At 71.0% G+C, this 25,498-nt stretch carries 26 protein-coding genes and 3 tRNA genes; 13 read left to right on the top strand and 16 right to left on the bottom strand.

The window, feature by feature from the left end:
- Positions 1-23 precede the first annotated feature (23 nt).
- Entirely contained in the window at positions 24-1,052 is a 1,029-nt protein-coding gene (locus DEJ35_RS16675) for a 6-phosphofructokinase (protein WP_027467034.1), read from the bottom strand.
- 73 nt (positions 1,053-1,125) lie between these two features.
- Here DEJ35_RS16675 and DEJ35_RS16670 point away from each other — a divergent pair, with 73 nt between their 5' ends.
- Together DEJ35_RS16670 and DEJ35_RS16665 are read left to right on the top strand one after the other, a co-directional pair.
- Positions 1,126-2,094, top strand: coding sequence for a DNA-3-methyladenine glycosylase (locus tag DEJ35_RS16670; RefSeq protein ID WP_111193193.1), 969 nt, complete (start codon positions 1,126-1,128; stop codon positions 2,092-2,094).
- A 110-nt stretch (positions 2,095-2,204) separates the two neighbouring features.
- Positions 2,205-3,692 (top strand): sugar porter family MFS transporter, encoded by a 1,488-nt coding sequence (locus DEJ35_RS16665; RefSeq protein ID WP_111124377.1) that lies wholly within the window; start codon positions 2,205-2,207, stop codon positions 3,690-3,692.
- Positions 3,693-3,760: 68 nt separating this feature from the next.
- Here the strand turns inward: DEJ35_RS16665 and DEJ35_RS16660 are convergent, their stop codons facing one another.
- Positions 3,761-4,618 (bottom strand): NAD-dependent epimerase/dehydratase family protein, encoded by an 858-nt coding sequence (locus DEJ35_RS16660; RefSeq protein WP_110862860.1) that lies wholly within the window; start codon positions 4,616-4,618, stop codon positions 3,761-3,763.
- Positions 4,619-4,687: 69 nt separating this feature from the next.
- On the opposite strand from DEJ35_RS16660, the gene DEJ35_RS16655 reads away from it, so the two are divergent.
- The 5 genes from DEJ35_RS16655 to DEJ35_RS16635 all read left to right on the top strand — a co-directional run bounded on the left by DEJ35_RS16655 (position 4,688) and on the right by DEJ35_RS16635 (position 8,381).
- The gene (locus DEJ35_RS16655; RefSeq protein WP_111124378.1) at positions 4,688-5,215 is read left to right on the top strand and encodes an AAA family ATPase; all 528 of its coding nucleotides are present in this window, start codon (positions 4,688-4,690) and stop codon (positions 5,213-5,215) included.
- Between the two features lie 119 nt (positions 5,216-5,334).
- On the top strand, positions 5,335-6,417 hold the full coding sequence (locus DEJ35_RS16650) for a TerC family protein (RefSeq protein ID WP_111124379.1): 1,083 nt from the start codon (positions 5,335-5,337) through the stop codon (positions 6,415-6,417).
- 43 nt (positions 6,418-6,460) lie between these two features.
- On the top strand, positions 6,461-7,150 hold the full coding sequence (locus tag DEJ35_RS16645; RefSeq protein ID WP_111193192.1) for a YceI family protein: 690 nt from the start codon (positions 6,461-6,463) through the stop codon (positions 7,148-7,150).
- The gene (locus DEJ35_RS16640) at positions 7,147-7,662 is read left to right on the top strand and encodes a sigma-70 family RNA polymerase sigma factor (RefSeq protein WP_110862864.1); all 516 of its coding nucleotides are present in this window, start codon (positions 7,147-7,149) and stop codon (positions 7,660-7,662) included. The genes DEJ35_RS16645 and DEJ35_RS16640 overlap by 4 nt, the downstream gene beginning before the upstream one ends.
- Positions 7,659-8,381: a zf-HC2 domain-containing protein gene (locus DEJ35_RS16635; protein ID WP_111090769.1), complete on the top strand. Its 723-nt coding sequence runs from the start codon at positions 7,659-7,661 to the stop codon at positions 8,379-8,381. The genes DEJ35_RS16640 and DEJ35_RS16635 overlap by 4 nt, the downstream gene beginning before the upstream one ends.
- On the opposite strand, the gene DEJ35_RS16630 is transcribed toward DEJ35_RS16635, so the two are convergent.
- Entirely contained in the window at positions 8,378-8,857 is a 480-nt protein-coding gene (locus DEJ35_RS16630) for a MarR family winged helix-turn-helix transcriptional regulator (protein WP_071245301.1), read from the bottom strand. The genes DEJ35_RS16635 and DEJ35_RS16630 overlap by 4 nt on opposite strands.
- A 128-nt stretch (positions 8,858-8,985) precedes the next feature.
- On the opposite strand from DEJ35_RS16630, the gene DEJ35_RS16625 reads away from it, so the two are divergent.
- On the top strand, positions 8,986-12,555 hold the full coding sequence (locus DEJ35_RS16625; protein ID WP_111193190.1) for a bifunctional proline dehydrogenase/L-glutamate gamma-semialdehyde dehydrogenase: 3,570 nt from the start codon (positions 8,986-8,988) through the stop codon (positions 12,553-12,555).
- 93 nt (positions 12,556-12,648) lie between these two features.
- On the opposite strand, the gene DEJ35_RS16620 is transcribed toward DEJ35_RS16625, so the two are convergent.
- The 8 genes from DEJ35_RS16620 to DEJ35_RS16585 form a co-directional block, all read right to left on the bottom strand.
- Positions 12,649-12,846, bottom strand: a complete 198-nt coding sequence (locus tag DEJ35_RS16620) for a hypothetical protein (RefSeq protein WP_110862867.1) — start codon at positions 12,844-12,846, stop codon at positions 12,649-12,651.
- A gap of 10 nt (positions 12,847-12,856) precedes the next feature.
- A complete protein-coding gene (locus DEJ35_RS16615) occupies positions 12,857-13,399 on the bottom strand; it encodes a dihydrofolate reductase family protein (protein ID WP_111193189.1) in 543 nt (180 codons plus the stop codon).
- Between the two features lie 33 nt (positions 13,400-13,432).
- Complete coding sequence (locus DEJ35_RS16610; protein WP_111193188.1) at positions 13,433-13,765, bottom strand: hypothetical protein; 333 nt, start codon at positions 13,763-13,765, stop codon at positions 13,433-13,435.
- Between the two features lie 17 nt (positions 13,766-13,782).
- A complete protein-coding gene (locus tag DEJ35_RS16605; RefSeq protein ID WP_111193187.1) occupies positions 13,783-14,778 on the bottom strand; it encodes an SDR family oxidoreductase in 996 nt (331 codons plus the stop codon).
- 73 nt (positions 14,779-14,851) lie between these two features.
- Positions 14,852-15,613 (bottom strand): YqjF family protein, encoded by a 762-nt coding sequence (locus DEJ35_RS16600; RefSeq protein WP_220036909.1) that lies wholly within the window; start codon positions 15,611-15,613, stop codon positions 14,852-14,854.
- Positions 15,610-16,443, bottom strand: coding sequence for a nitroreductase family protein (locus tag DEJ35_RS16595; RefSeq protein ID WP_110862870.1), 834 nt, complete (start codon positions 16,441-16,443; stop codon positions 15,610-15,612). The genes DEJ35_RS16600 and DEJ35_RS16595 overlap by 4 nt, the downstream gene beginning before the upstream one ends.
- A 3-nt stretch (positions 16,444-16,446) precedes the next feature.
- The gene (locus DEJ35_RS16590) at positions 16,447-16,827 is read right to left on the bottom strand and encodes a hypothetical protein (protein ID WP_110862871.1); all 381 of its coding nucleotides are present in this window, start codon (positions 16,825-16,827) and stop codon (positions 16,447-16,449) included.
- A 10-nt stretch (positions 16,828-16,837) separates the two neighbouring features.
- Positions 16,838-17,275, bottom strand: a complete 438-nt coding sequence (locus tag DEJ35_RS16585; RefSeq protein ID WP_017887694.1) for an Lrp/AsnC family transcriptional regulator — start codon at positions 17,273-17,275, stop codon at positions 16,838-16,840.
- A 246-nt stretch (positions 17,276-17,521) separates the two neighbouring features.
- Here DEJ35_RS16585 and ddaH point away from each other — a divergent pair, with 246 nt between their 5' ends.
- Complete coding sequence (ddaH, locus tag DEJ35_RS16580) at positions 17,522-18,430, top strand: dimethylargininase (protein WP_110862872.1); 909 nt, start codon at positions 17,522-17,524, stop codon at positions 18,428-18,430.
- Positions 18,430-19,659, top strand: coding sequence for an ornithine--oxo-acid transaminase (gene rocD, locus DEJ35_RS16575; RefSeq protein WP_111193186.1), 1,230 nt, complete (start codon positions 18,430-18,432; stop codon positions 19,657-19,659). Before ddaH ends, rocD begins: the two co-directional genes overlap by 1 nt.
- A gap of 93 nt (positions 19,660-19,752) precedes the next feature.
- Here the strand turns inward: rocD and DEJ35_RS16570 are convergent, their stop codons facing one another.
- Together DEJ35_RS16570 and DEJ35_RS17090 are read right to left on the bottom strand one after the other, a co-directional pair.
- The gene (locus DEJ35_RS16570) at positions 19,753-20,745 is read right to left on the bottom strand and encodes an NAD-dependent epimerase/dehydratase family protein (protein WP_110862874.1); all 993 of its coding nucleotides are present in this window, start codon (positions 20,743-20,745) and stop codon (positions 19,753-19,755) included.
- Between the two features lie 59 nt (positions 20,746-20,804).
- Positions 20,805-21,242 (bottom strand): hypothetical protein, encoded by a 438-nt coding sequence (locus tag DEJ35_RS17090; RefSeq protein ID WP_146244826.1) that lies wholly within the window; start codon positions 21,240-21,242, stop codon positions 20,805-20,807.
- A 114-nt stretch (positions 21,243-21,356) separates the two neighbouring features.
- Between DEJ35_RS17090 and DEJ35_RS16560 the strand changes: the two genes are divergently transcribed.
- Positions 21,357-22,367, top strand: coding sequence for an aldo/keto reductase family protein (locus DEJ35_RS16560; RefSeq protein WP_071404504.1), 1,011 nt, complete (start codon positions 21,357-21,359; stop codon positions 22,365-22,367).
- A 198-nt stretch (positions 22,368-22,565) separates the two neighbouring features.
- Here the strand turns inward: DEJ35_RS16560 and DEJ35_RS16555 are convergent.
- The 3 genes from DEJ35_RS16555 to DEJ35_RS16545 form a co-directional block, all read right to left on the bottom strand.
- Positions 22,566-22,638, bottom strand: a tRNA-Phe gene (locus tag DEJ35_RS16555).
- Between the two features lies 1 nt (position 22,639).
- Positions 22,640-22,716: transfer RNA gene (locus DEJ35_RS16550), tRNA-Asp, on the bottom strand.
- A 92-nt stretch (positions 22,717-22,808) separates the two neighbouring features.
- Positions 22,809-22,881, bottom strand: a tRNA-Glu gene (locus tag DEJ35_RS16545).
- Between the two features lie 258 nt (positions 22,882-23,139).
- Here DEJ35_RS16545 and DEJ35_RS16540 point away from each other — a divergent pair.
- Together DEJ35_RS16540 and DEJ35_RS16535 are read left to right on the top strand one after the other, a co-directional pair.
- Entirely contained in the window at positions 23,140-24,417 is a 1,278-nt protein-coding gene (locus DEJ35_RS16540) for a M23 family metallopeptidase (protein ID WP_111090760.1), read from the top strand.
- Positions 24,418-24,451: 34 nt separating this feature from the next.
- Positions 24,452-25,498 (top strand): hypothetical protein (locus DEJ35_RS16535; RefSeq protein ID WP_111193184.1); only part of this gene is annotated, 1,047 nt, incomplete at its 3' end.

Genomic DNA, 25,498 nt, shown 5'->3' with positions numbered 1-25,498 from the left:
GCCCAGCCCCCGCCCCAGCCCACTCAGCCGAACATGATGGCGGCCTCGTCGAACCGCGCCTGCGGCACCGTCTTGAGCTCGCCGAGCGCCTCCTCGAACGAGACGTGCTCGATCTCGGTGCCCCGGAGCGCCACCATCCGGCCCCAGCGCTCCTCGACGACCGAGTCGATCGCCGCCAGCCCGAGCCGGGTCGACAGCACCCGGTCGTACGCGGTCGGCGTGCCACCGCGCTGGATGTGCCCCAGGGTCGTGGCACGCGTCTCGATGCCGGTCATCTCCTCGATGAGCGGCGCGAGGCGCTCGCCGATGCCGCCCAGCCGCGGGCGCCCGAAGGCGTCGAGCCCCCGCTCGGTGTGCGCCGTGTCCTCGTGGTCGGGGACGAAGCCCTCGGCCACCACCACGAGCGGTGCGCGCCCGCGGTCGTAGGCGGCCCGCACCCACTTCGCGATCTGTTCCATGCTCGTCTTCTGCTCGGGGATCAGGATCGCGTGCGCGCCCGCGGCCATGCCGGAGTGCAGCGCGATCCAGCCCACGTGCCGGCCCATCACCTCGGCCACCATGCAGCGCGAGTGCGACTCACCGGTGGTGCGCAGGCGGTCCATCGCCTCGGTGGCGATGGCGACGGCGGTGTCGAAGCCGAAGGTGTAGTCGGTCGCGCCCAGGTCGTTGTCGACCGTCTTCGGCACGCCCACGATCTTCAGGCCGGCGTCGGTCAGGCGCTTCGCAGCGGCCAGGGTGCCCTCGCCGCCGATCGCGACGATCGCGTCGATTCCGTGCCGCTGCAGGGTCGCGGAGATGTTCTCGACCCCGCCGTTGGGGCCCTCGAACGGGTTCGTGCGGCTGGTGCCGAGGATCGTGCCGCCCTGCTTCGCGATGCCCTGGATGTCCTTACGGCCGAGCGGGACGATGTCGCCGTCGACCACCCCGCGCCACCCGTCGCGGAAGCCGACGAAGTCGTGTCCGTAGATGGCGATGCCCTTCAGGACGATCGCGCGGATGACCGCGTTCAGGCCGGGGCAGTCGCCTCCGGAGGTGAGGATGCCGATGCGCATGGGAGCTCCGTCGTCGGGTGGTGGGGATCAGTGCCCATCATGACTGACGGTGGTTCCGCATTACCATCCCCGTGTGTCCCTGCTCGCTTCCGCTTCGCCGCCTGCGGCTGCTGGTGCGTCCGGTGACCCGTCTCGCGTCGACACGGTGTACCGGCCTGGAGGCGCGGTGGACGTCGCGTCGACCCTGCGGCCCCTGCAGCGCGGCTCCGGCGACCCGGCCTTCCAGGTGGTCGGTGGGGTCGTGTGGCTCGCGCTGCGCACACCCTCCGGTCCCGCTTCCGTGGCGATACGGCGGACCGGCGACACCATCGCGGTGTCGGCGTGGGGCAGCGGAGCCCCGTGGGCGGTCGAGCACGCCCCCGATCTGCTCGGACGCGGCGACGACTGGTCGTCGTTCGACGTCTCCGGCAACGAGTTCCTGGCCGCGGCACGACACCGGCAGCCCGGGCTCCGGCTGCTCCGCACGAACACCGTGGTCGCGATGCTCGTGCCGGCGATCATGGAGCAGAAGGTGACCTCGCGGCAGGCGTGGGGCGCGTGGCGGTACCTGCTCCGTCGGCACGGCACACCGGCGCCCGGTCCGGCACCCGCGGGCATGATGGTGCCGCCGGACGCTCCGACGTGGGCACGGATCCCGAGCTGGGAGTGGCACCGCGCAGGCATCGAACCGGGGCGCTCGGCCACCGTGATGCGCGCAGTGAAGGTCGCGCCCGCACTCGAACGGACCCTGGCGCACGGGCGCGGTGGCGAGGTCGTGTCCACGAAGCTGCAGTCGATCCCCGGGGTCGGTCGGTGGACCGCCGCCGAGACGGCGCAGCGCTCCCACGGCGACCCGGACTCGCCGAGCGTGGGGGACTTCCACGTGCCGGCGCTCGTCGGGTGGGCGCTCACGGGTGCGCCGGTCGACGACGACGGGATGCTCGAGCTGCTCGAACCCTGGCGTGGGCACCGGGAGCGTGTCGTGCGGTTGATCGGGGGCTCCGGGTTCCGGAAGCCGTCGTTCGGGCCGCGGATCACGATCCAGGACCATCGGGGGCACTGAGCGCGAGCGACGCTTCCTCAACGTCCGTTCGTGCTGGTCCGCCTACCGTGACGCCCGGCCCGGGCACTCCCGGCACGGACAGGACTCGGACAGGACCCGGAGAGGACGCGATGACGACCACCACCGACGAGGACGAGCACGACAAGGTCCCCGGCGTCCCCCCGGAGATCCCCGAGGACACGGGGTCGGCCGAGACGGCTCGCGTCACGAAGCGGCACGTCACCCGGGTCGCGTTCGTCGCGGCCCTCGGCGGGCTGCTCTACGGCTACGACACCGGCGTCATCTCCGGCACGCTCATCGAGATCGGCAAGGAGTTCTCGATCGGGTCCGCCGTCAAGGAGTTCATCACGGCGTCGATCCTGGTCGGCGCGATCCTCGGCGCACTCGCCACCGGTCCGATCTCGGCGAAGATCGGTCGCCGGCGGACCATCCTGCTCATCGCGGGGGTCTTCGGCCTGGGTGTGCTCTTCGCCGCGGTGTCGCCGAGTCCGGTGTTCCTGATCCTCAGCCGGCTGTTCCTCGGTCTGGCGGTGGGTGGTTCGACCCAGACGATCCCCACGTACATCGCCGAGATCGCCCCGGGCCCGCGCCGCGGCAGCCTGGTCACGGTGTTCAACTGCGCGATCGGCGTCGGCATCCTGTCCGCCGCCATCGTCGGGGTGGCCCTGAACGGCGTCGTGTCCTGGCGCTTCATGATCGGGGTCGCCGCCGCCCCCGCCATCGTGCTGCTGCTCGGGATGCTCCGCCTGCCCGAGAGCCCGCGCTGGTTCGTGTCGCAGGATCGCATCGGTCCGGCTCGACGGGTGCTGCGCTGGCTGCGCCCGGACCACGATGCCGCCGAGGACGAGCTCGACGACATCCGCAAGCTCGACGATGCGGAACCGAGCGCCGGTTCCGGGCAGTGGGCCCAGCTGCGCAAGCCGTGGGTCCGGCCGGCCCTGATCGCGGGGCTCATCGTCGCCGCGTTCACGCAGCTGACCGGCCTCGAGATGATGATCTACTACACGCCGACGATCCTCACCGATGCCGGGTTCCCGCACGTCTACTCCCTGTGGGCGAACGTCGGTGTGGGGGTCGTCTACCTCGTGATGACGTTCGTCGGGTCGCGGTTGGTGGACCGGATCGGGCGTCGACGGCTGACCCTCGTGATGCTGCCGGGTGCCGCGGTGAGCATCGGCCTGTTCGGTGTGCTCTTCTACGTGCAGGACGGCAAGCCCTCACCGGTGCTCACGCTCGTGCTGATCCTGGCGTTCATGTTCTTCCAGGCCGGTGGCATCCAGGTCGTCGGGTGGCTCGTCGGTTCCGAGATGTACCCGCTGCGGATCCGGGCCGCCGCGACGAGCCTGCACGCGATGGTCCTCTGGGGCGCCAACCTGCTGGTGACCTCGACCGCGCTGACCCTGACCGGCTGGATCAGCCTGGGCGGCACGATGCTCGTCTACGCCGCGCTCAACGTGCTCGGGTGGGTCCTGGTGTTCCTGCGGGTGCCGGAGACGAAGGGCAAGTCCCTGGAACAGATCGAGCAGTCCCTGCGGGACGAGACGTTCCTGCCGCACCGGGGCGGACGCGAGCGTCGCGCGGTGGACCGGACCGCCTGACGGACGGGAGGCCCGCGGTCGCGTGCGCCACGGGCCTCCCGTTCGTCAGGTGGCGGCTCCCGTGCGCGTCACGGGTGGCGGGTGCCCGCACCCGCCAGCACGGCGCGGTAGCCCTCGCGGAACGTCGGGTACTGCGGCACCCATCCCGTCGACCGGAGCAACGCGTTCGACAAGCGCTTGTCGCCGCCGGCCTGCCGCGCGTCACCGTCGCCCGTGGACGGCTCGGCGACGTGGAGTTCGTCGGCCAGGAACCGCAGCACGTCGTCCAGCCGGCTCGGCTCGTCGTCGGTGCCCAGGTAGAGCGGCGCCGGGTCGGGCAGGGCCGCCAGGTGCACGAGCGCCGCGGCGGCGTCGTCGCGGTGGATGCGGTTCGTGTGCGGTGAGGTCCCCGGCGCCAGCCGTGCGGCACCGGATCGGACCTGGTCGATGAGCCGCTCGCGGCCCGGACCGTAGACGCCCGACAGCCGGACCAGCACGGCGCCGGGAGCGCGCTCGCGCAGCAGTACCTCGGCTTCGACCAGGACCTCGGCGGTCGGGGTCGCACCGCGCGCCGGGGTCTCCTCGGTGACCTCGCTGCCGTCCGAGACGTCGTACACGGCGGTCGAGGACACGACGAGCACCCGGGGGTCGGCGTCCGAGGCGTCGATGCCGTCGAGCACGTTGCGCAGGCCGTCGACGTAGGTGGCGCGGTACTCGTCGACGTCGCGGCTGCCCGCGGCGAAGGCCACGACGACGACGCTCGTGTCGGCGGGGATCTCGGGGACCTCGTGTCGCAGGTCGACGCTCCGGCCGGTGATCGGCGCGGGGATCAACTCGGCGCGGCGGCGGAGTCCGATCACGTGGTGGCCCTGGTCGGCGAAGCGCAGGCCGGCTTCGGTCCCGAGGTCGCCGCATCCGGCGATGACGACTGTCGTGGAGTTCTGCACGGGTCGACCTTGGCACGCGCCGATGACCACCTCCGGGGAGCCGGGCGGCGACACCACTAGGTTCGTCGTGTGATCGTCTGGTTGAACGGGACCCACGGGGCGGGGAAGACGACGACGAGCCGACTGCTCCAGCCGCTGTTGCCCGGCTCGCGGATCCTCGACGCCGAGAAGGTCGGCGAGGTGCTGATGGACGTCACGCCGGGGCTGCCGGCCAGCGACAACTTCCAGCACTGGGACCCGTGGCGGCCGCTCGTGGTCGAGACCGCTCGCCGGGTGCACGACTACGTGGGCGGGCCGCTCATCATGCCGATGACTGTCCTGGTCGAGGCCTACTGGCGTGAGATCGCGGCGGGGCTCGCCTCCCACGGGATCCCGGTCCGGCACTTCGTGCTGCACGTCGACGGGCCGACGCTCCGCGACCGGATCCAGAACGACCCGATCGTGGGGCCGTCGACGTTCCGGTTCGCGTACGTCGACGCCTACGCCGAGGCGGCGCGCGGCTGGCTGCACGCCGAGGCCGAGGTCATCGACGCGACCGAGGTCCCCGCCAGCGAGGTGGCCCGGGCCGTCGCGGACGCGGTGACCTCAGAGCGCTGACAGTACGACTCTGTCCGCCGCACGCAGCCCCGGGGTTCGCCACCGCCCGGATCATGCCGGAGACTGGTGCGGGTCGCTCACGAAGCCACCCGCCCCACCACCAGCAAGGAAGGCTCCGCATGCCCGAGCTCCCCGTCGTGTTCGAAGTCGGCTCGATGATCGCCCTGGTCGCGATCCTGCTCGCCGACCTGCTCATCGTCGCGCGTCGCCCGCACGTGCCGACGCTGCGCGAATCCGGCGTCTGGGTGGGCATCTACGTCGGGCTGGCGCTGATCTTCGCGGTGCTCATGCTGGTCTTCGCCGGTGGCGACTCCGCCGGGCAGTTCCTGGCGGGCTGGCTGACCGAGTACAGCCTGAGCATCGACAACCTGTTCGTGTTCGTCATCATCATGGCGCGCTTCTCGGTGCCGAAGAAGATCCAGCAGGAGGTGCTGCTGCTCGGCATCATCATCGCGCTCGTGCTCCGCGGGATCTTCATCCTGGTCGGTGCGCAGCTCATCGAGAACTTCTCGTGGATCTTCTACATCTTCGGCGCCTGGCTGATCTGGACGGCGATCCAGCAGCTCCGCGGCGAGGACGAGGACGAGCAGAAGGACACCTTCATCGTCCGGCTGCTGCGCCGCCGGGTCCGTCTCACCGACACGTACGACGGCATGAAGTTCCGCACCCACCACGACGGTGTCCGGCACTTCACGCCGCTGCTCATCGTGCTCATCGCGATCGGCACCACCGACCTGCTGTTCGCGCTCGACTCGATCCCGGCGATCTTCGGCATCACCGAGAGCCCCTTCATCGTGTTCACCGCGAACGTCTTCGCGCTGATGGGCCTGCGCCAGCTCTACTTCCTGCTGGGCGGACTCCTCGAGCGTCTGGTCTACCTGAAGTACGGCATCGCCGTGATCCTGGCCTTCATCGGCGTGAAGCTCGTGCTGCACGCGCTGCACGACAACGAGCTGCCGTTCCTGAACGGCGGCCACCACATCGAGTGGGCGCCGGAGATCAACACGTGGGTGTCCCTGCTGGTGATCGTCGCCGCGATGGCCGTGTCGACGCTGGCGAGCCTCGTCCGGATGCGTGGGGAGACCCCCGCCGCCGCCGACGCCGTGACCGCGGACGACACAGCGGCGGACGACGCAGCGATCGACGACGACCGGGCCGACCAGGACCGAGCCGACCAGGACCGCGCCCGCACGTCCGACTGAGACCCGTTTGAACGATCCGCCCGGCTGCCTCGTCGTTGAGGGTATGGCACTCCGCAAACGAACCAAGGTCATCATCGGGATCTCCGCCGGCGTCGTCGTCGTGGCGGCAGCAGCCGTCATCGCCGGCCCGGTCATCTACGCGAACACCGTCAACGGCCAGGCCGCCGCAGCACCCTCGCTGTCGGCGTCCTCGTCCGGCACCCTCGACGCGAAGGACGCTGACGGCACCTGGACCAGCAAGAGCAGCTCGTACGCCGGGTACCGGGTGCACGAGGTCCTGCAGGGGAATGATGTGGACGTGGTCGGGCGCACGGAGGACGTCAAGGGCACCGCCGTCGTCGACGGCGGTTCCCTCACCCAGGCGACCGTCACCGTCCAGGTCGGCAAGATCAGCACCCCCGAAGCCGCCCGCGACGAGTACTTCCGCTCCACCGCGCTGCAGACCGACGAGTACCCCACGGCGACGTTCGAGCTCACGAAGCCCGTCGACGTCACGAAGGCGCTCGACGGCTCCACGCAGGACGTCACCCTGACCGGCACGATGGACCTGCACGGCGTCGAGAAGCCGGTCACGGCCGACGCGCAGGTCGCGGTCGGTGATGGTGGCACCGTCCAGGTCGCCGGCACGGTGCCGATCACCTTCGCCGACTACGGCGTGAGGGCCCCGTCGCTCGGCTTCGTCACCGTGGACGGGAAGGGTTCCGTCGAGTTCTCCCTCGACCTCGGGAAGTGACCGTGACGAGTCGTTCCGCGGACGAGCTGCTCGCGACGCTGTACCGCGAGCACGGTGATGCGCTCACGCGGTACGTCCGGCACCTCACGCGGGACGGCTCGAGCGTCGAGGACGTCGTGCAGGAGACGATGGTCCGCGCCTGGCAGCGTCCGGCCGTGCTCGAACGGGCACCCGACAGCGCGCGGGCGTGGCTCTTCACGGTGGCGCGCAACCTGGTGGTCGACGACGCACGGTCGGCGCGCAACCGCCGCGAGCACGGCACCGAGCACCAGGTCGAACGGATCGAGTCGGACAGCACGGACGCCGTGCTGGACCGGATCGTGGTCGCCGACGCACTCGCGTCGCTGACCCCGGACCACCGCCGCGTGGTGGTGGACGCGTACTGGCTCGGGCACACGGTGCCGGAGATCGCACGACGACACGACATCCCGGAGGGCACCGCCAAGTCGCGGTTGCACTACGGGCTGCGAGCCCTCCGGCTCGCACTGCAGGAACGAGGAGTGACCCGATGAGCGACGACAAGGCAGCCCACGACGAGTACGTGGAGTGGGATGCCGCCTACGTCCTGGGGTCGCTCCCGTCCAGTGAACGGCTGGAGTACGAACGGCACCTCGAGACGTGCGACCGCTGTGCGGCCGCCGTCGCCGAGCTGGTCGGTCTGCCGGGTCTGCTCGGAAAGCTGCCGGCCGACCAGGCGATCGAGATCGCAGAACCCGACGGGAGGCCCGACACCCGTTCCGAGAGCGACCTCGCCTCCGTCGCACACCGCGTCCGACACCGTCGCCGCCGTCGCCGGGTCTGGGCCGCCGCCACCGCGGGACTCGCGGTGGTCGCCGCCGTCCTGGGCGGGCTCGCGGTCGGCGCCGCGGGGGAGCGCACCACGGTGCAGGCCGGTGCCGCTCCGACGGCAGCTGCCACCGCGGACCGCTACGACATGACCGGCGTGCAGGGACTCGACGTCCAGCTCGCCATCAGCGGCGAGCAGTGGGGCACCCGCTTCGACTGGGGGTGCTCGTACGGCGGCAAGGAGTGGTCGCCGGACGGGTCGATCCTCTACGACCTCGTCGTCGTCCGGACCGACGGTACGACGCAGACCGTGGGGTCGTGGACGGCCGCCGGCGCGGACGCACGAGGGCTGTCGGCGTCGACGGACATCCCGCGGGACGAGATCAAGAGCGTGCAGGTCCGGCTGCGCGGTGAGCGCGGCGCGCTCGCCGTCGTCACGCTCTAGCCGACGTCGGCCTCGTCCGATGCGTCGTCGGGGCCGATGGCGTCCTGGACGCGCGCACTGACGGACCGCAGCGTCTCGGCGTCGGTCCCCACGGGCCTCCAGAACAGGTCCTCGAGCGCCCCGGTGTGCGCGCGGATGCCGGCGAGCACCGCGCGACGGCCGTCCGCGGTCATCACCACCCAGCTGCCGCGGGCGTCGCTCGGGCAGTCCGCCCGCTCGACCAGGCCGCGGGAGACCATCCGCGTGACCTGGTGGCTGACGCGCGACTTCTCCCAGCCGATGCCCGCGGCGATGTCCCGGACGCGCAGACGGTGGTCGGGGTCGCGATGCAGGCCGATCAGGATCTCGAACTCGGGGACGGAGATGCCGGCGCCCGCCTGGACTGCCCGGTCGAGCGCCCGGTCAAGTCGTCGCCAGACGTCGTGGTACGCGTCCCAGGTGGCCCAGTCGTGGCCACCGTTGCCCTCCGTCGACATGCCGACCAGCGTATCCACCGGGCGGACGGTCGGACCGCGCAGCGACCCCTTTCATCCGCTCGTATGACTCCTGGTCGACGCACGGCGTGCTCCGAGGTCGCGTCGGACGTGCGGCATACGATCGGGGGATGCCGAGTGCTCGCCTCCAGGACACCACCGATGACGCCGTCGCGCTCGTGCGCCGGTGGCTGGCGGCGTCGGCCGGGGTGAAGCCCGACCCGGGTGCGGCCCGTCTGGCCGAGGTCCTGCGCGACGAGCAGGGCCTCGACTTCACCCGGGGTTTCGTGGACAAGGTCATCCGCCCCGAAGACCCCCGGGTGGCGGCACGGAACCTCGAGCAGCTGAGCCGTGACGTCCCCGACTTCCTCGCCTGGTACCTGCGCGGGGCGGTGACGCTCGGCGGTGGGTTCGCCACCATGGCGCCGTGGGCCGTGATCCCGACCGCGCGCCGGATCCTGCGCCGGATGACCGGGCACCTGGTCATCGACGCGAGCACGAGCAAGCTCGGCCCGGCCCTCGCCAAGGTCCGCGGTCCGGGTACGCGACTGAACGTGAACCTGCTCGGCGAAGCCGTCCTCGGCAGCGCCGAGAGCGACCGACGCCTGCAGGGCACGATGGACCTGCTCGCCCGCGACGACGTCGACCACGTGTCGATCAAGGTGAGCTCCGTCGTGCCGCAGACGTCGCCGTGGGCCTTCGACCAGACGGTCGAGCGCGTCGTCGACCGGCTCGTCCCGCTCTACCGCCTGGCCGCGGCGCCGACGGCTTCCGGACGCCCGGCCAAGTTCATCAACCTCGACATCGAGGAGTACCGCGACCTCGACGTCACCCTCGCCGTGTTCCGGGCGCTGCTCGACCGCGACGAGTTCGCCGACCTGCAGGCCGGCATCGTGCTGCAGGCCTACCTGCCCGACGCCGCGGGAGCGCTCGAGACGCTGACCGAGTGGGCGCAGGAACGCCGGGCGCGCGGCGGTGCCCCGATCACGGTGCGGCTCGTCAAGGGCGCGAACCTCGCCATGGAGCACGTCGACGCGATCCTGCACGGGTGGCCCCTCGCCACCTGGGGCAGCAAGCGCGAGACCGACACCGCCTACCTCCGGATGCTCGACACCGCACTGACGCCCGAGCGCACCGACGCCGTGCGGATCGGGGTCGCCGGGCACAACCTGTTCGACCTCGCCACCGCGTGGGTGCTCGCGCAGCGCCGCGGGGTCACCGACGCCGTCGACGTCGAGATGCTGCTCGGGATGGCGTCCACCCACGCCCAGGCCGTCCGGGCCGACGTCGGGCAGATCCTGCTCTACACGCCCGTCGTGCAACCGGACGAGTTCGACTCGGCCATCGCGTACCTCGCCCGTCGCCTGCAGGAGACCGCGAGCCCCGAGAACTTCATCGCCGCCGCAGCCGACATCGACCACGACGCCAGCGTCTTCGAGCGGGAGCACGGCCGGTTCCTGGCGTCCGTCGCCGCACTCGACGAGCCCGTCCCCGCCAGCCACCGCACGCAGGACCGCCACCGTGCCCTCGGCGAACCGGTCCTGCGCGACGCGTTCCGCAACGCCCCCGACACCGACCCGTCCGTCGCCGCGAACCGGGTTTGGGCACTCGACGTCCTGCGCCGGGTGCCGCGCTCGCAGCTCGGTGCGCAGACCGTCCGCGGTGCGAAGGTCGCCGACCGGTCCAAGCTCGAGCGGATCATGGCGCGGACCGCCCAGGCCGGCGTGAACTGGGGGCGGCAGGACCCGTCCGACCGTGCCGAGCTCCTCGACCTCATCGGGCACGAACTCGAGACCCGCCGAGCCGACCTGATCGAGGTGATGGCCGCCGAGACCGGCAAGACCTTCGCCGAGGCCGACACCGAGGTGACCGAGGCCGTCGACGCCGCCCACTACTACGCCGAGAGCGCCCGCCGCCTCGGGGACATCGAGGGCGCGCAGTACGTGCCGCCGCGGCTGACCGTCGTCGTGCCGCCGTGGAGCTCCCCCGTCGCGATCCCCGCCGGTGGCGTGCTGGCGGCGCTCGCCGCGGGCAGCGGTGTCGTGCTCAAGCCCGCGCCCGAGGCGAAGCGCTCCGGTGCCGTGCTCGCCGACGTGCTCTGGGACGCCGGGGTGCCGCACTCGCTGCTGCAGCTCGTCGACCTGGCCGAGGACGAACTCGGCCGCGACCTCATCGGCCACCCCACGGTCGACCGCATCATCCTGACCGGCTCGTCCGACACCGCCCGCTCGTTCCGCTGGTGGCGAGCCGGGCTGCCGCTCACCGCCGAGACGAGCGGCAAGAACGCCATCGTCGTCACGCCGAGCGCCGACCTCGACCTGGCGGTGCAGGACATCGTGCAGTCCGCCTTCGGGCACGCCGGACAGCAGTGCTCGGCGGCGTCCCTCGTGATCCTGGTCGGGTCGGTGGGTGAGAGCGAGCGCTTCCAACGGCAGCTCGTCGACGCCACCCGCACGCTCCGGGTCGCGTGGCCCGACGACCCCACGGCGCAGGTCGGCCCGCTCATCGCCGAACCGCAGGGCAAGCTCCGCCAGGGTCTGACCGAGCTCGGGCCGGGGGAGTCCTGGCTCGTGCAGCCCGAGGCGGTCGACGACTCCGGCCGGCTCTGGTCGCCGGGCATCCGAGACGGCGTCCGCCCCGGCAGTGACTTCCACCAGACCGAGTACTCCGGCCCGGTGCTCGGCATCATGCGCGCCGAGACCCTCGACCAGGCGATCGCCATCCAGAACGGCACCGACTTCGGGCTGACGGCGGGCATCCACTCGCTCGACGTCGATGAGGTGTCCGAGTGGCTGGCCCGGGTCCGCGCCGGCAACCTGGCGGTCAACCGCGGCATCACCGGTGCCGTCGTGGGGCGCCAGCCGTTCGGCGGCTGGAAGGGTTCCTCGGTCGGTACCGGCACCAAGGCCGGCGGCCCCATGTACGTCGCGACGCTCGGCCGGTGGCTGCCCACGTCCCGCACGGTGCACAAGAGCATCCAGCTGCACGGCCTGCCCCCGCGCGTCACCGCGGTGATCGAGGCCGCACGCAGCGGGCTGTCGTTCGAGGAGTTCGACCGTGTCCGCGCCGGGGCCCTGAGCGACGTGCGCGCACGAGAGACGCTCTTCCGGTCGCGGGACCTGTCCGGGCTCGTGGTGCAGCGGAACGTGCTGCGTCACCGCCCCCAGTCCGTCATCGTCCGACAGGCCGAGGACGCCTCGACCGTGGACCTCGTCCGGACGCTCGTCGCCGCGACCTCGGCACGTGCGCACATCCTGCTCAGCACGGCTCGGCCGCTGCCCGGCCCGCTCACGCAGCTGCTCGCATCGAACCGGTCCCCGCTCGACGTCGTCGACCACCTGGTCGAGTCCGACCAGGAGTTCCACGCCCGCGCGTCGTCGGGGGCCGTGTTCCAAGCTGACTGGTCCAGTGGCCAGGACGACCAGCCCGTCGACGCGCTCGAGGCCGTGTTGTCCCAGGGGCAGGACCGGCCGGCCCACACGGCGTTCGGTGGTCCCGGTGCCCGGATCCGGTTGCTCGGCGGTGACCCCCTCGCCCTCGAAGAAGCCCTGGGTGCGAGCATCGACGTCGCGATCCACGGCGGCCCCGTGGTCGAGGCCGGCGTGATCGAGATGCTGCCGTACCTGCGCGAGCAGTCGGTGTCGATCACCGCGCACCGGTTCGGCGACGTCGACAGCGACTTCTCCGAGCTGCGCGTCTAGGCACTTCCGCTTCGTGCGTTCCGCTTCGTGAGCAGAAGAGGTCGGGTACCCGAACGGGACCCGACCTCTTCTGCTCACGAAGTGACTCGAGGATCAGTCCTCGGCATCACCCGCGTCTTCGTCCTCGACGCCGGTCTCGTCCATGCGGTCCCGCAGGTGGTCTGCCATCACGCCGGCACCTTCACCCGCGTGGTCGTGGTCGACCTGCTCGATCAGGCCCTGCAGCTTCTCGTGGTTCGTCGCATCGGTGGCACCGTCCATGACGGGCTCGGTCTGCTCGTTGTCGCTCATGCTCCGGACGCTACGCCGCGGTTGCTGCGGAACGGTAGTGGAGTTCGACCGCCCCGCCGTCGAACTGCGTGGTGCCGACGAGCTCGAACACCCGGGTCGGTGCGGCGACCGGCAGCAGGGGTGCTCCGCCGCCGAGCGCGACCGGCATCACGGTGACCCGCAGCTCGTCGAGGATGCCCGCCTGCTGGTACTGCGCCGCGAGCAGTCCGCCGCCGACGACCCAGACGTCGCGCCCGTCGGCCTCGCGCTCGAGATCGGCCTGGTGGTCACCGACCTCGCCGGAGACGAAGCGCACATCGACGCCCTCGGGCACCGGCAGGTCTCGGGTCGTGAACACCCACGTCGCCAGGTCCGGGTACGCCCACGTGTCGTCGTGCTCGAGCAGCCACTCGTACGTCGTCGACCCCATCGCGATCGCCCCGACGCCGGCGAAGAACCGGTCGTGGTGCTCCCGGAACGGCTCGAAACCGAACTGCAGCAGCCAGTCGAGGTCGTCGTCGGGCGCAGCGACGAAGCCGTCCAGCGAGGACGCGACGGAGTAGATCGTGCTCATGCCGGGGACGCTACCGAGCACCCCCGACAGGAGTCAGCGACGACGGCCGCGACCGCCGCGACCGACGACCGCTGCCTCGGCGACCGCGAGCAGCGCTGCGATCCCGAGCTGGTCGAGCGCGAACCGGCGTCGACGGGGATCGGCGACGGCCAACGGCACCATCGTCGCACCGTGCAGGGCGTCCACGACCGCGCTCAGGGTGTGCGCGTTGCCGGACCCCGCCCGCGCGACGAGGGTGGCCTGTGCGACCTGCCGGACCCCGAGCACGCCGTGCAGCACCGCCTGGTCGTACCCTCGGGCCGCACGGCTCAGGTGCCACAGGCCGAGGCCGGCCCGGCCCAACTCGACGACGGCTGCCCCGTTCACGGCAGACGACCGGCGGCTCATCGTCGGCGTCCCGCGACGAGTGCAGCGGCCCCGGCGGCACCGAGCACGGCCCCGATGATGCCGTTGCCGACCCGGCGGTGCTCCACCCACCAGGTCTGCGGCGACCACGCGTGCGCTGACTCGTCGAAGACCCCGTGCGCACCGTGGTCGCCCGGCACCGCCTCGTACAGGTTGTCCCGCATCTCGAGGCCGTCCTTGTCGGGTGCCTGCTGCCCGTCCACCAGGGTCTTGGCGGCGTACCAGTCGGCGAAGCGCCCGCTGATCCGGTTGCCGAGGATCGTGTAGACGGTGGACTCGCCCACCCAGGTGCGGCTCCGCGGCCGCTCGGCCACGGCGGCGATGGCCCGGGCACCGACCTCGGGCTGGTAGATCGGGGCGACCGGCTGCGGGTGGTGCGGCAGCTTCGACTTCACCCACTGGAACTGGATCGTGTTGAGCGCCGGCATGTCCACGCGGGACACCTTGACCTTGCTGCCCTGTTCGCGCAGTTCGGAGACCACGGACTCGGTGAACCCGACGATCGCGTGCTTCGCACCGCAGTACGCGGCCTGCAGGGGGATCCCGCGGAACCCGAGCGCCGAACCGACCTGGATCACGTGCCCACGACCGCGGGGGACCATCCGCGACAGCGCCGACCGGGTGCCGTTCACGAAGCCGAGGTAGGTCACGTGCAGCGCCCGCTCGAAGTCCTCCGGTGCGGTGTCGAGGAACTTCCCGAACACTCCGACCATCACACCGTTCACCCACAGGTCGATCGGTCCGAGCTCCCGCTCGACCCGGTCGGCCGCGGCCTCGACGGCGTCGCGGTCGGAGACGTCGGCGACCAGGGCCAGCCCGCGTCGCCCGGCGGCCTCGACCTCGGCGACCGCCGCGTCGACGCCCTCCTGCCCGCGGGCCAGGACGGCCACGTCCCACCCCCGTGCGGCGAGCTCCCGGACCGTCGCCCGTCCCAGTCCTGCGGATCCACCCGTCACCACTGCCACTCGAGTCATGGCTCCCTTGTACCTGCGGCCGACCGTGCACCACTCAGCCGCTGTCCCCCGACGCGGCAGCAGGAGCCGGGCCTCAGCGCCCCCGACCGAACCGCGTCGTGACCCCCGGCGAGTAGAGCACCGAGTCCGGCTCGAGCTCGGTCAGCCCGAAGGGCAACCCGGCGGCCCCGACCAGGTCGTCCCGCAGCGACACCACCGAGGCCCGGTGCAACGGCCACGACTCGTGCTCGTTCGGCCAGAACCGCGTCCGCCCCGCCCGGTGCACGTGCATGCCCCACCGCGCCGTCAGGAACGTCTCGAGCGGCCCCGGCTCGTCGAGTACTTCGCCCATGCGCACGTCGAGCATCGACCGCAGGTGGGTGCCGTGCCGACGCATCGCGTACCCCACGCGGCCGTCACCGCTGCGCGACTCCGCGACCGCCCACCGGTACGGCAGGCCGGTCGCGACGCGTGCGCCGATGGTCGGCAGGAGCTTGCCGGCGTCGAGCGACAGGAACACGACCCCGCGCTGCCCCTGCTCGTCGACCGTGTAGACGCGGACGTTCAGCTCGACGAAGTCGCCGATGCTCCCGGTCGAGAACGGGGGGAACCGGGTGTCCTCGAACCGGAACGCGATGAGGCCCACCCAGGTGGTCACCCCGTCGTCGGTGCCGTCGAGCGCCATCGTGTCGGGCCGCGTGCCGGTCGGCAGCAACGGGGCCACCGCCGACACGTCGACGCGCCAGTGCACGAAGACGACGTCGAGCCAGTCCTGCGAGATCCAGGGGCGGCCCGGCAGGGCGGGGGCGACGGCCTGGAGGCTCGGAGCGCTCTGGGCGGGTCGGGTGTCGGTCACGATGTGGTCGCCTCCGGTTCGATGTGGGCTGCGACGGGTGCGTCGTCCCACCCCTGCTGCGGGGTGTCGCAGGTGCCGCGGAACACGTACTGCGAGGGACGCTTCCGCTCGCTCGACGTCCAGTCGATGGCCGGCCGTCGTCGTTCCGGGGGCAGGTACCCGATCCGGTAGACGGCCATCAGCTCGAGCGACTCGGGGACGCGGAGCAGTCCCTCGATCTCCTCCCACGCGCCGGGGGTCTCCATCGGGAAGGACACGAACTGGATCCCCAGGCCGAGCTCGGTCGTCGCGAGCCAGATGTTCTCCATCGCCGCGCCCATGCTGAACACCGAGTAGAAGCCGGACAGCTCCTCCTTCCGGTACTCGTGGCGGTCGAGCATCACGCCGAGCAGCAGCGGCGACCCGGCGACGAGCTTCCGGTTCTCCTCACCCAGGGTCTGCGGCACCCGGAGCGTGTTCATGAGCAGCTGCCCGCGCTTCGTGAACACCTGCTTCGTGAACGGCCGCAGCGGCCCGGGGAGCTTGTCGAACAGCATGCCGTCGCGTCGCTCGTCCATCTCGGCCTTCGAGAACCGGAAGTACGGCTTGTACCGCTCGAAGAACGTGCCCTCGGCCATCGTGCGGGTCATCGAGCTGCCGCTGATCTCGGCGACGCGGTCGATCGTCCGGCGTTCCTCGATCAGCACGAAGCGCCACGGCTGGCTGTTGAGCTGCGACGGCGCCCGGCCGGCGAGCTCCATGAGCAGTCGCTGGTGCTCGTCCGACACCGGGTCGGGCAGGAACGGCCCGTTCGTCGTGCGTCGTCGTCGGATGGCCTCGAACAGCTCCACTGCTCACCTCTCTGATCGCCTGCGTGCGAGCACGGCCCCCAGGTAGGACGGTGCGGCGGCGACCGCGACCCTCCAGTGTGCTCCGGAGCGCGGGTTCGTGCGTGGAGCGACCGCCAGGGGCACGAGTGCCGGCAGCAGGAACAGTGCGGTGCGGTCGCGCGTCCACACGGGGGTGGTCGCGGCGACGCCGGTCAGGGTGGCGGTCACGACGAACAGGCCGTGGTGCACGACGCGGAGCTTCTTCGTGCGGATCAGCCGCACGGCGACCGCGGTGCCCCACAGGCAGTTCGCGACGTAGGCGACGCTCGCAGCGGTGACCAGCTGCCGGGCCGGGCGCGATCCCGTGGGTGCCGAGCCGCGCCTCCAGACCGTCTTCCGTCCCATGCGGGGGACGTTACGCGGTCTCTCGACTGACGAGCTTGGAGAGCACGATCGCGGAGCGGGTGTGGTCGACCTGGGGCGCGAGGCGGACCTTGTCCAGCGCCTCCTCGAGCGCGGACAGGTCCTTCGAGCGCATGTGCACGACGGCGTCGGCGCTGCCGGTGACCGTGCCGGCGTCGATGACCTCGGGGACGGTGTCGAGCAGGGCACGCAGCTCGTCGGGCGAGACGGTGCCGCGGCAGTAGAGCTCGACCCAGGCCTCGGTGCCGCGGTCCTCGACGGCGGGGTCGACCTTGATCGTGAAGCCCTGGATGACGCCGTCACCGACCAGCCGGTCGACGCGGCGCTTGACGGCCGAGGCCGAGAGTCCGACCACCGACCCGATGTCGCCGTAGCCGGCGCGGGCGTTGTCCCGGAGCTGATCCAGGATGCGGTGGTCGAGCGTATCCATTTGTCCCTATCGTACGCGGACTTGTTGCGAGCCCGGTGGGTCTCGCGCACGAAACGTGCGTCACCCGAACGGGTGCCACGGTCCCGCAGGCGGGGGACTGCACTCGTCGGACGGTTCATGCCAGACTTCGGAGTGGCGTCGACCTGGTCCGCTGCGGTGAGTGAGCCTGCATCTCACCGGAGCTCTTCCCCTCGTTCCGTTTCGGTTCCTGGCAGGCTCGGGCCCCGGTCCCTTCCAGGAGGACTGATGTCGAACACCGCACCCGCCCCCGAGTCCGTCGCCACCCCGGCCCGTGTCGCCACCAAGCGCACGATCCTGATGTGCAAGCCGGACTTCTACACCGTGAGCTACCGGATCAACCCGTGGATGCACCCGGAGGAGCCGACCGACACGTCGAAGGCCGTCGAGCAGTGGGAGTCGCTCGTCGCGGTCTACGAGCAGCTCGGCTTCGACATCTCGTACATCGACCCCATCGACGGCCTGCCGGACATGGTCTACGCGGCCAACGGCGGCTTCGTCCTCGACGGCATCGCGTACGGCGCGAAGTTCCAGTACCCGGAGCGCCAGCCCGAGGGCCCCGCCTACATGGACTGGTTCCGACAGGCGGGCCTGACCGTCGCCGAGCCGGAGCAGACCAACGAGGGCGAGGGTGACTTCCTGCTCATCGGGGACACCATCTTCGCCGGCACCGGGTTCCGGTCGGACAGCACCTCGCACGACGAGCTCGCGAAGATCTACGGCCGCGAGGTCGTCACGCTCAAGCTCATCAACCCGAGCTTCTACCACCTCGACACCGCCATCGCCGTGCTCGACCCCGAGCCCTCCGTCGACGGGACGAGCAACATCGCCTACCTGGAGAGTGCCTTCGACGAGCCGTCGCTGGCGATCCTGCGCGAGCGCTTCCCGGACGCGATCATCGCGACCGAAGAAGACGCCGCGATCCTCGGCCTGAACTCGTACTCCGACGGGTACAACGTCGTGATCGCCGCCCGGGCGACCACGTTCGCGTCGCAGCTGAAGGAGAAGGGCTACAACCCGATCGGCGTCGACCTCTCCGAGCTGCTGCTCGGCGGTGGCGGCGTGAAGTGCTGCACCCTCGACCTGCACCCGGTCGGCACCGGCACCTCGGTCGCGCGTTCGCTCGGGGTCAGCTGATGTCGGCGGCAGCGTCGCTCGGGGTCAACACCGCGGCGGCGCTCGCCGTCGAGGACCGCGCCCTCGCGCACAACTACAGCCCGCTGCCCGTCGTCATCGCGTCGGGTGCCGGAGCGACCGTCACCGACGTCGACGGCAAGCAGTACCTGGACGGCCTCGCCGCGTACTCGGCGGTGAACTTCGGCCACGGCAACCCGCGGCTGCTCGACGCCGCACGGGCGCAGCTCGACCGTGTGACGCTCACGAGCCGCGCCTTCGTGAACGACCAGCTCGGGCCGTTCGCGGCAGCACTGGCGGCGTTGACGGAGACCGAGATGGTCCTGCCGATGAACACCGGTGCCGAGGCCGTCGAGTCCGCGATCAAGGTGTCCCGCGCCTGGGGCTACCGCGTCAAGGGCGTGCCGGCCGAGCGGGCGACGATCATCGTGGCGTCCGGCAACTTCCACGGCCGCACGACGACGATCATCTCGTTCTCCGACGACCCCTCGGCCCATGATGACTTCGGGCCGTACACACCGGGGTTCCGCACGGTGCCGTACGGCGACGCTGCGGCTCTGCGCGAGGCGATGGACGAGACCGTCGTCGCCGTGTTGCTCGAGCCGATCCAGGGCGAGGGCGGCGTCGTCATCCCGCCGGAGTCCTACCTTCCTGACGTCCGCGCGGTCTGCGACGAGTTCAGTGCGCTGTTCATCGCCGACGAGATCCAGTCCGGCCTCGGTCGCACGGGGCACACGCTCGCGGTGCAGCGCGTCGGGGTCCGCCCCGACCTCATCACGCTCGGCAAGGCCCTCGGCGGGGGCATCGTGCCGGTGTCAGCGGTGGTGGGCTCGCGCGATGTCCTGGGCGTCCTGCGTCCCGGCGAGCACGGGTCGACCTTCGGCGGCAACCCGCTCGCCGCAGCCGTCGGCGCCGAGGTCGTGGCGATGCTCGGTGAGGGCACGTTCCAGCAGCGGGCACTCGACGGCGAACCGCTGTTGCGCGGCCTGCTCGACGACCTGCTCGGTAAGGGTGTCGTCTCGCACCGGGTCGCCGGACTCTGGGCGGGGATCGACATCGACCCCGCGCTCGGCACCGGCAAGGAGATCTCGAAGGACCTCGCCGGCCGCGGGCTCCTGGTGAAGGACACCCACGGGTCGACGATCCGCTTCGCGCCGCCCCTGGTCGTCACCGACGACGAGGTGCGCTTCGCGATCGGAACCCTGGCTGACGTCCTGACGGCGCGCGCCTGATCTGCTCCGCAAGACACCGGTGTTCGCGCCTTGAACCCCCGCATCCCGCGGTGCGGAGCGCGAACACCGGTGTCTCGCGAGCGCCGCCGCGGCTCACACCGCCCAGCGGGCCGCCAGCTCGTCCATCAGGGCATCGAGCCGCTCGTCGACGACCTGCTCCTCGGGGTGGGCCTCGTACCAGGCGATGACCTCGCGCACACCCTGCCGGTAGGTGGTGCGCGGCCGGTACCACGGCACGAGCGACCGGACCTTGCTGTTGTCGAACACCGAGCTGTTCGCCTTGTCGCCGAGCAGCGCCGCGCCCCACTCCGCGTCCGCGGCGGCGATGGCATCCGCCGGCACGTGCACGATCCGCAGGTCCTCGACTCCGGCCGCCGCCGCGATCTCGTGCGCGATGGCGTTCCAGGTCGGCGCCTCGTCGCTCGTGATCGTGAAGGGCTCACCGATCGCCTCGGCCCGGTCGAGCAGTCCGGTGAACCCGACCGCGAAGTCACGGCTGTGGGTCAGGGTCCACAGCGAGGTGCCGTCGCCGGTGATGATGATCGGCTTGCCGGCGCGCATCCGAGCGACAGCGGTCCACCCGCCGGTCAGCGGCAGCTTCGTCTCGTCGTAGGTGTGCGACGGCCGCACGATCGTCACCGGGAAGTCCTGCTCCCGGTACGCCTCCATCAGCAGTTCCTCGCACGCGATCTTGTCGCGCGAGTACTGCCAGTACGGGTTCTTCAGCGGTGTCGACTCCGTGATCGGCAGATGCGTCGCCGGCGTCTGGTACGCCGAGGCCGAGCTGATGAACACGTACTGCCGCGTCCGCCCCGCGAAGAAGTCGACGTCGGCCTGCACCTGGTCCGGCGTGAAGGCGATCCAGTTCACGACCACGTCGAAGCGCTGGTCGCCGAGTGCGTCCGCCAGTGCGCTGCGGTCCGACACGTCGGCCTGGAGGCGCGTCACACCCTCCGGGATCGGCCTGCCCCCGGTGGTCCCCCGGTTGAGCACGGTCACGTCGAACCCCTGCTCGACGGCTTCCCGGACGCAGGCGGCGCTGATGACGCCGCTCCCGCCGATGAACAACACGCTCGCTCCGGTCATGGATGCTCCCTCGCTTCCGGCGACACCGCTCTGTGCCGCAACCCTTTCGATCCTGCCCCTCAGATGCTGGGTCGGGCATCGAGCACCGTGCCGAGCATCGTCACGTCCTGTGCCCAAGCCGCGGCGCCGGGGTGGATCCATCCGAGCAGTTCGATCGCGTAGTCGTGGTCCTGGCGAGTCAGCGCATCCGCTGGGCCGTGTGGGAACGCGCGGTGGAGTGCTGGTGTCCACAAGGCCGTCAGGTAGCGAGACTCGAACAGGTACCGCCAGAACCCGAAGCTCAGTTCGGCGACGACTCGCCCGTGCACCTCTGCTCGTTTCCCCCCTCGCGTGGCACGCCTTCGCGCGACGACCAGATCGTTCTTGCCTTGTGCGTCGAGGGGAACGACGTCGAGCCAGGATGAGCCCGGGCGACGAGCAGTTGCCCAAGCGCGGAGCTGCAGGTCTGCAGCGTTCCGCAGGCCACATCGCCGGGGTTTCGTCTTGGGCTTTCGCATCTGACACTTCAGCGTACAGGAGTCCGCTTGCTGGCCGAGTGCTCCTGGGGGCGGCGCGACTACCGTCACGGTTCGGGTCGCACCGACGCGCCCCACGACAGGAGTGACACGCACATGGAGTACCGCTACCTCGGCAACTCGGGCCTCAAGGTCTCCGAGATCACCTACGGCAACTGGCTCACCCACGCCTCCCAGGTCGAGAACGACGCGGCGATCGCCTGCGTCAAGGCCGCCCTCGAGGTCGGCATCTCGACGTTCGACACCGCCGACGTCTACGCCAACACCGGCGCGGAGACGGTCCTCGGCGAAGCGCTCAAGGGGGAGCGGCGCCAGTCCCTCGAGATCGCCACGAAGGTCTTCGGGCCGACGGGTCCGAAGGGCCACAACGACACCGGGCTGTCCCGCAAGCACATCCTCGAGTCGATCGACGGCTCGCTGCAGCGGCTGCAGACGGACTACGTCGACCTGTACCAGGCGCACCGCTACGACCACGAGACCCCGCTCGAAGAGACGATGCAGGCCTTCGCGGACATCGTGCGCCAGGGCAAGGTCCTGTACGTCGGCGTCAGCGAGTGGACCGCGGACCAGCTGCGTGCGGGTGCTGCGCTCGCGAAGGACCTCGGCTTCCAGCTCATCTCGAACCAGCCGCAGTACTCGGCGCTCTGGCGGGTCATCGAGGACGAGGTCGTCCCCACCTCGAAGGAACTCGGCATCTCGCAGATCGTCTGGTCCCCGATCGCCCAGGGTGTGCTCACCGGCAAGTACAAGCCGGGCCAGCCGCTGCCCGAGGGCTCCCGCGCGACCGACGACAAGGGCGGCGCGGACATGATCAAGCGGTTCATGCGCGACGAGGTGCTGTCCTCGGTGCAGGAGCTGCAGCCGGTCGCCGACGAGCTCAACCTGTCGATGGCGCAGCTCGCGGTCGCCTGGGTCCTGCAGAACGAGAACGTCGCCTCGGCGATCATCGGGGCCTCGCGTCCGGAGCAGGTGCACGACAACGCGGGCGCTGCCGGCGTCACGATCCCGGCGGAGCTCATGTCGCGGATCGACGATGCCCTGGGCGCCGTGGTCGAGCGCGACCCCGCGAAGACGAACGACAGCAGCCCGAAGACCCGCGAGGCCTAGCCGAAGAAGCCGACGTGCGGAGGCGACCCGTGCCTCCAGGCCGTCGTCGACCCGGCGCAAACGCGAGCCGCACAACGAAAGTCACCCGGAGCTGCGCTGCTGCGTGGTTTCGGGTGACTTTGGTTGTGCACGGCGATCAACGCCACACCGCTCAGACAACGGAAAAGGCCCCCTGCCGAAGCAGGGGGCCTTCACCGGTGGCTGGACACGGCATCGATCCGTGGACCTTTCGATTTTCAGTCGAACGCTCTACCAACTGAGCTATCCAGCCGTGGCGACCCTGACGGGACTTGAACCCGCGACCTCCGCCGTGACAGGGCGGCACGCTAACCAGCTGCGCTACAGGGCCATGTTGTGTTGTGGGTACTGCGTGTTGTGGGTACTGCGTGTTGTGTCTTGCTGTGGTGTTGTTCAGTACTACTTGCTCGCTCACTCAAGGAGTGACCCCAACGGGATTCGAACCCGTGCTGCCGCCGTGAAAGGGCGGTGTCCTAGGCCACTAAACGATAGGGCCGCAAGCAGTGCATCGCGCTACCGATGGACAAGCATACGGATGCCCCCCGGGTTTCACAAATCCGACCCCGCCAACCGTGCATCCCCGGCGTGTCGCGCCGTCAGCGCACGGGTCTCCGATGCTGTCGGTGCGAGCATCGTCGGCGGCCGCACCCCTCGTCCGAGGGGCTGTCGAGCCTGCGACCCGTGTTGTTACTGTTGCACTTGTTAACAGTGTTACGTGCGTGAGCCTTGCCGCGCTGTTACGAAATCGAGATACATGTCGACCTCCACTCCCTTTTCCCTCCGCACCCGCAGCCGCCTGATCGCCGCCGCGGTCGCCGTCGCGCTCACGGCCGGTACGCTCGCGGCCCTCGCCCCGACGTCGTCCGCCAGCGCTGCGAGCTACCCCAGCTGGGACGAGGTGGAGCAGGCGAGGTCGTCGACCAGCGCCCAGCAGGCCAAGGTCAGCGAGATCAAGTCGCTCATCTCGTCGCTGAAGAGCGAGGCGGCTGCCAAGCAGAAGGCCGCGCAGGCCGCGGGCGAGGCGTACCAGGCCGCGCAGAGCAAGTACGACGAGGCGACGCTCAAGCAGAAGTCGCTGCAGTCCCAGGCCGACGAGGCCGAACAGACCGCCGCGCGGTCCGAAGCGCAGGCCGGTCAGCTCGCCGCGCAGCTCGGTCGGGCCAGCGCCAACGACGTGACGACCGACATCCTCACGCACCCGTCCGATTCCGGCGACCTGCTCTACGAACTCGGCGCGATGTCGAAGCTCAGCGAGCAGTCCGAGGGCATCTACGCGCAGGCCTCGCAGGACCGCGGTGTGGCCCAGGGCCTCGCCGACAAGGCCGACCGCGCCAAGCAGGCCCTCGGGGACCTCGCCGACGCAGCGCAGTCGAAGATGCAGCAGGCCCAGGGTGCCGCCGACGCCGCACAGACCGCGGTGGACGCCCAGAACGACAACGAGTCCCGGCTCGAGGCGCAGCTGACCGCGCTCACCTCGAAGCAGCGCGGCGTCGAGGCCGACTACCGCAAGGGCGTCGCAGCCGAGAAGGCACGCCAGGCCCGGCTCGCCGCAGCCGCCGCGAAGGCAGCAGCCAAGGCCGCGGCGACCAGCCAGGGCGGCACCGGTGGCGGCAGCGCCAACCCGGCGGGCTGGGTTCGTCCCGCCGGCGGGTACCAGACCAGTCCCTACGGCTACCGTGTCGACCCCTACACGCACGTCAGCGCCCTGCACGCCGGCGTCGACCTGGCCCCGGCCTGCTACGCCCCGATCTACGCGGCACACGACGGCACCGTCACCTTCGCCGGCAACGGTGGCGGGTACGGCAACGAGGTCATCCTCGACAACGGCGGCGGCATCTCCACCGCGTACGGCCACGTCGTCGACGGCGGGATCATGGTCACCGCCGGCCAGCACGTCACCGCGGGGCAGCAGATCGCCAAGATCGGCTCGACCGGCTGGTCGACCGGGTGCCACCTCCACTTCGAGACCCGGATCAACGGCGCTGCCGTCGACCCGGTCCCCTTCATGGCAGCGCGGGGGATCTCGGTATGAGCATCAGCGCCACCAGAACGAGTCGTTCCACGTCATGACCACCTCCGCTCGCTCGTTCTCCTGCGGGATCGCGACCATCGCCGTGCTCGGTATCGGCCTGTCGGTCGTCATCGCCGGACCGGCCCAGGCCGCGCCGTCGGGTCCGTCCTGGGACGACGTCAAGGCCGCCAAGTCCGACGCGGCCGACGCCCAGCAGACGGTCGACGAGCTGAGCGACCGGCTCGGCACGCTGCAGGACGCCGCCGACCAGGCCGGTGTCGCCGAGCAGCAGGCCGGGCAGGCGTACGCCCTGGCGGCGTCGCAGCAGCAGGAGGCCGAGGACACCCTCGCCGACCTGTCCGCGCAGTCGAAGCGTGCGAAGGACCGGGCGGACGACTCGGCCGGCCAGGTCGCCGGGCTCGTGGTCGAGCTGTCCCGCACGGGCGGCGGTGACCTGTCGACGACGATGCTCATGGACTCGTCGGACTCGAAGGACCTGCTCTACCGCGTCGGCACGATGTCGCACCTGTCCGAGCGCTCCGCGACCGTCCTGGCCGAGGCACGCGCCGACCAGAAGACCGTCGAGTCCCTGGCGGCCCAGCAGTCCGCTGCCGAGAAGGCCCTGAGCAAGGCGACCGAGGCGACGAAGACCACCTTCGCGACGGCCAACGACGTGGCCGCAGGCGCCCAGGCCCGGGTGCAGAGGGAACAGGACCAGCAGGCCGAGGTGCTGCGCCAGCTCGCGTACCTGAAGGGTACGAGCGTCGCGACCGAGACCGCGTACTGGAGCGCGCAGCAGGCGAAGGCCGCCGCGGCCGCCATCGCCAAGCAGACGGGCGACGCCGGCACCGGGAACGCCACCGGCGGGGGCACGAGCGGGGGCAACACCGGCAACACCGGCAGCACCGGCAGCACCGGCGGCACCGGAAGCACCGGCGGCGGGACCTCCACCCCGGCCGTCCCGAGCACGCCGTCCAAGCCGAGCACCCCGTCGAACCCCGGCACCCCCGCGAAGCCGAGCACCCCGAGCAAGCCGAGCACCCCCAGCACGCCGAGCAAGCCGGCACCCGCCCCGGCACCTGCTCCCGCGCCAGCCCCTGCC

It is taken from the genome of Curtobacterium sp. MCPF17_051, assembly GCF_003234595.1.
GTDB lineage: Bacteria > Actinomycetota > Actinomycetes > Actinomycetales > Microbacteriaceae > Curtobacterium > Curtobacterium flaccumfaciens.
This window is presented reverse-complemented; position numbering and strand designations above follow the sequence as displayed.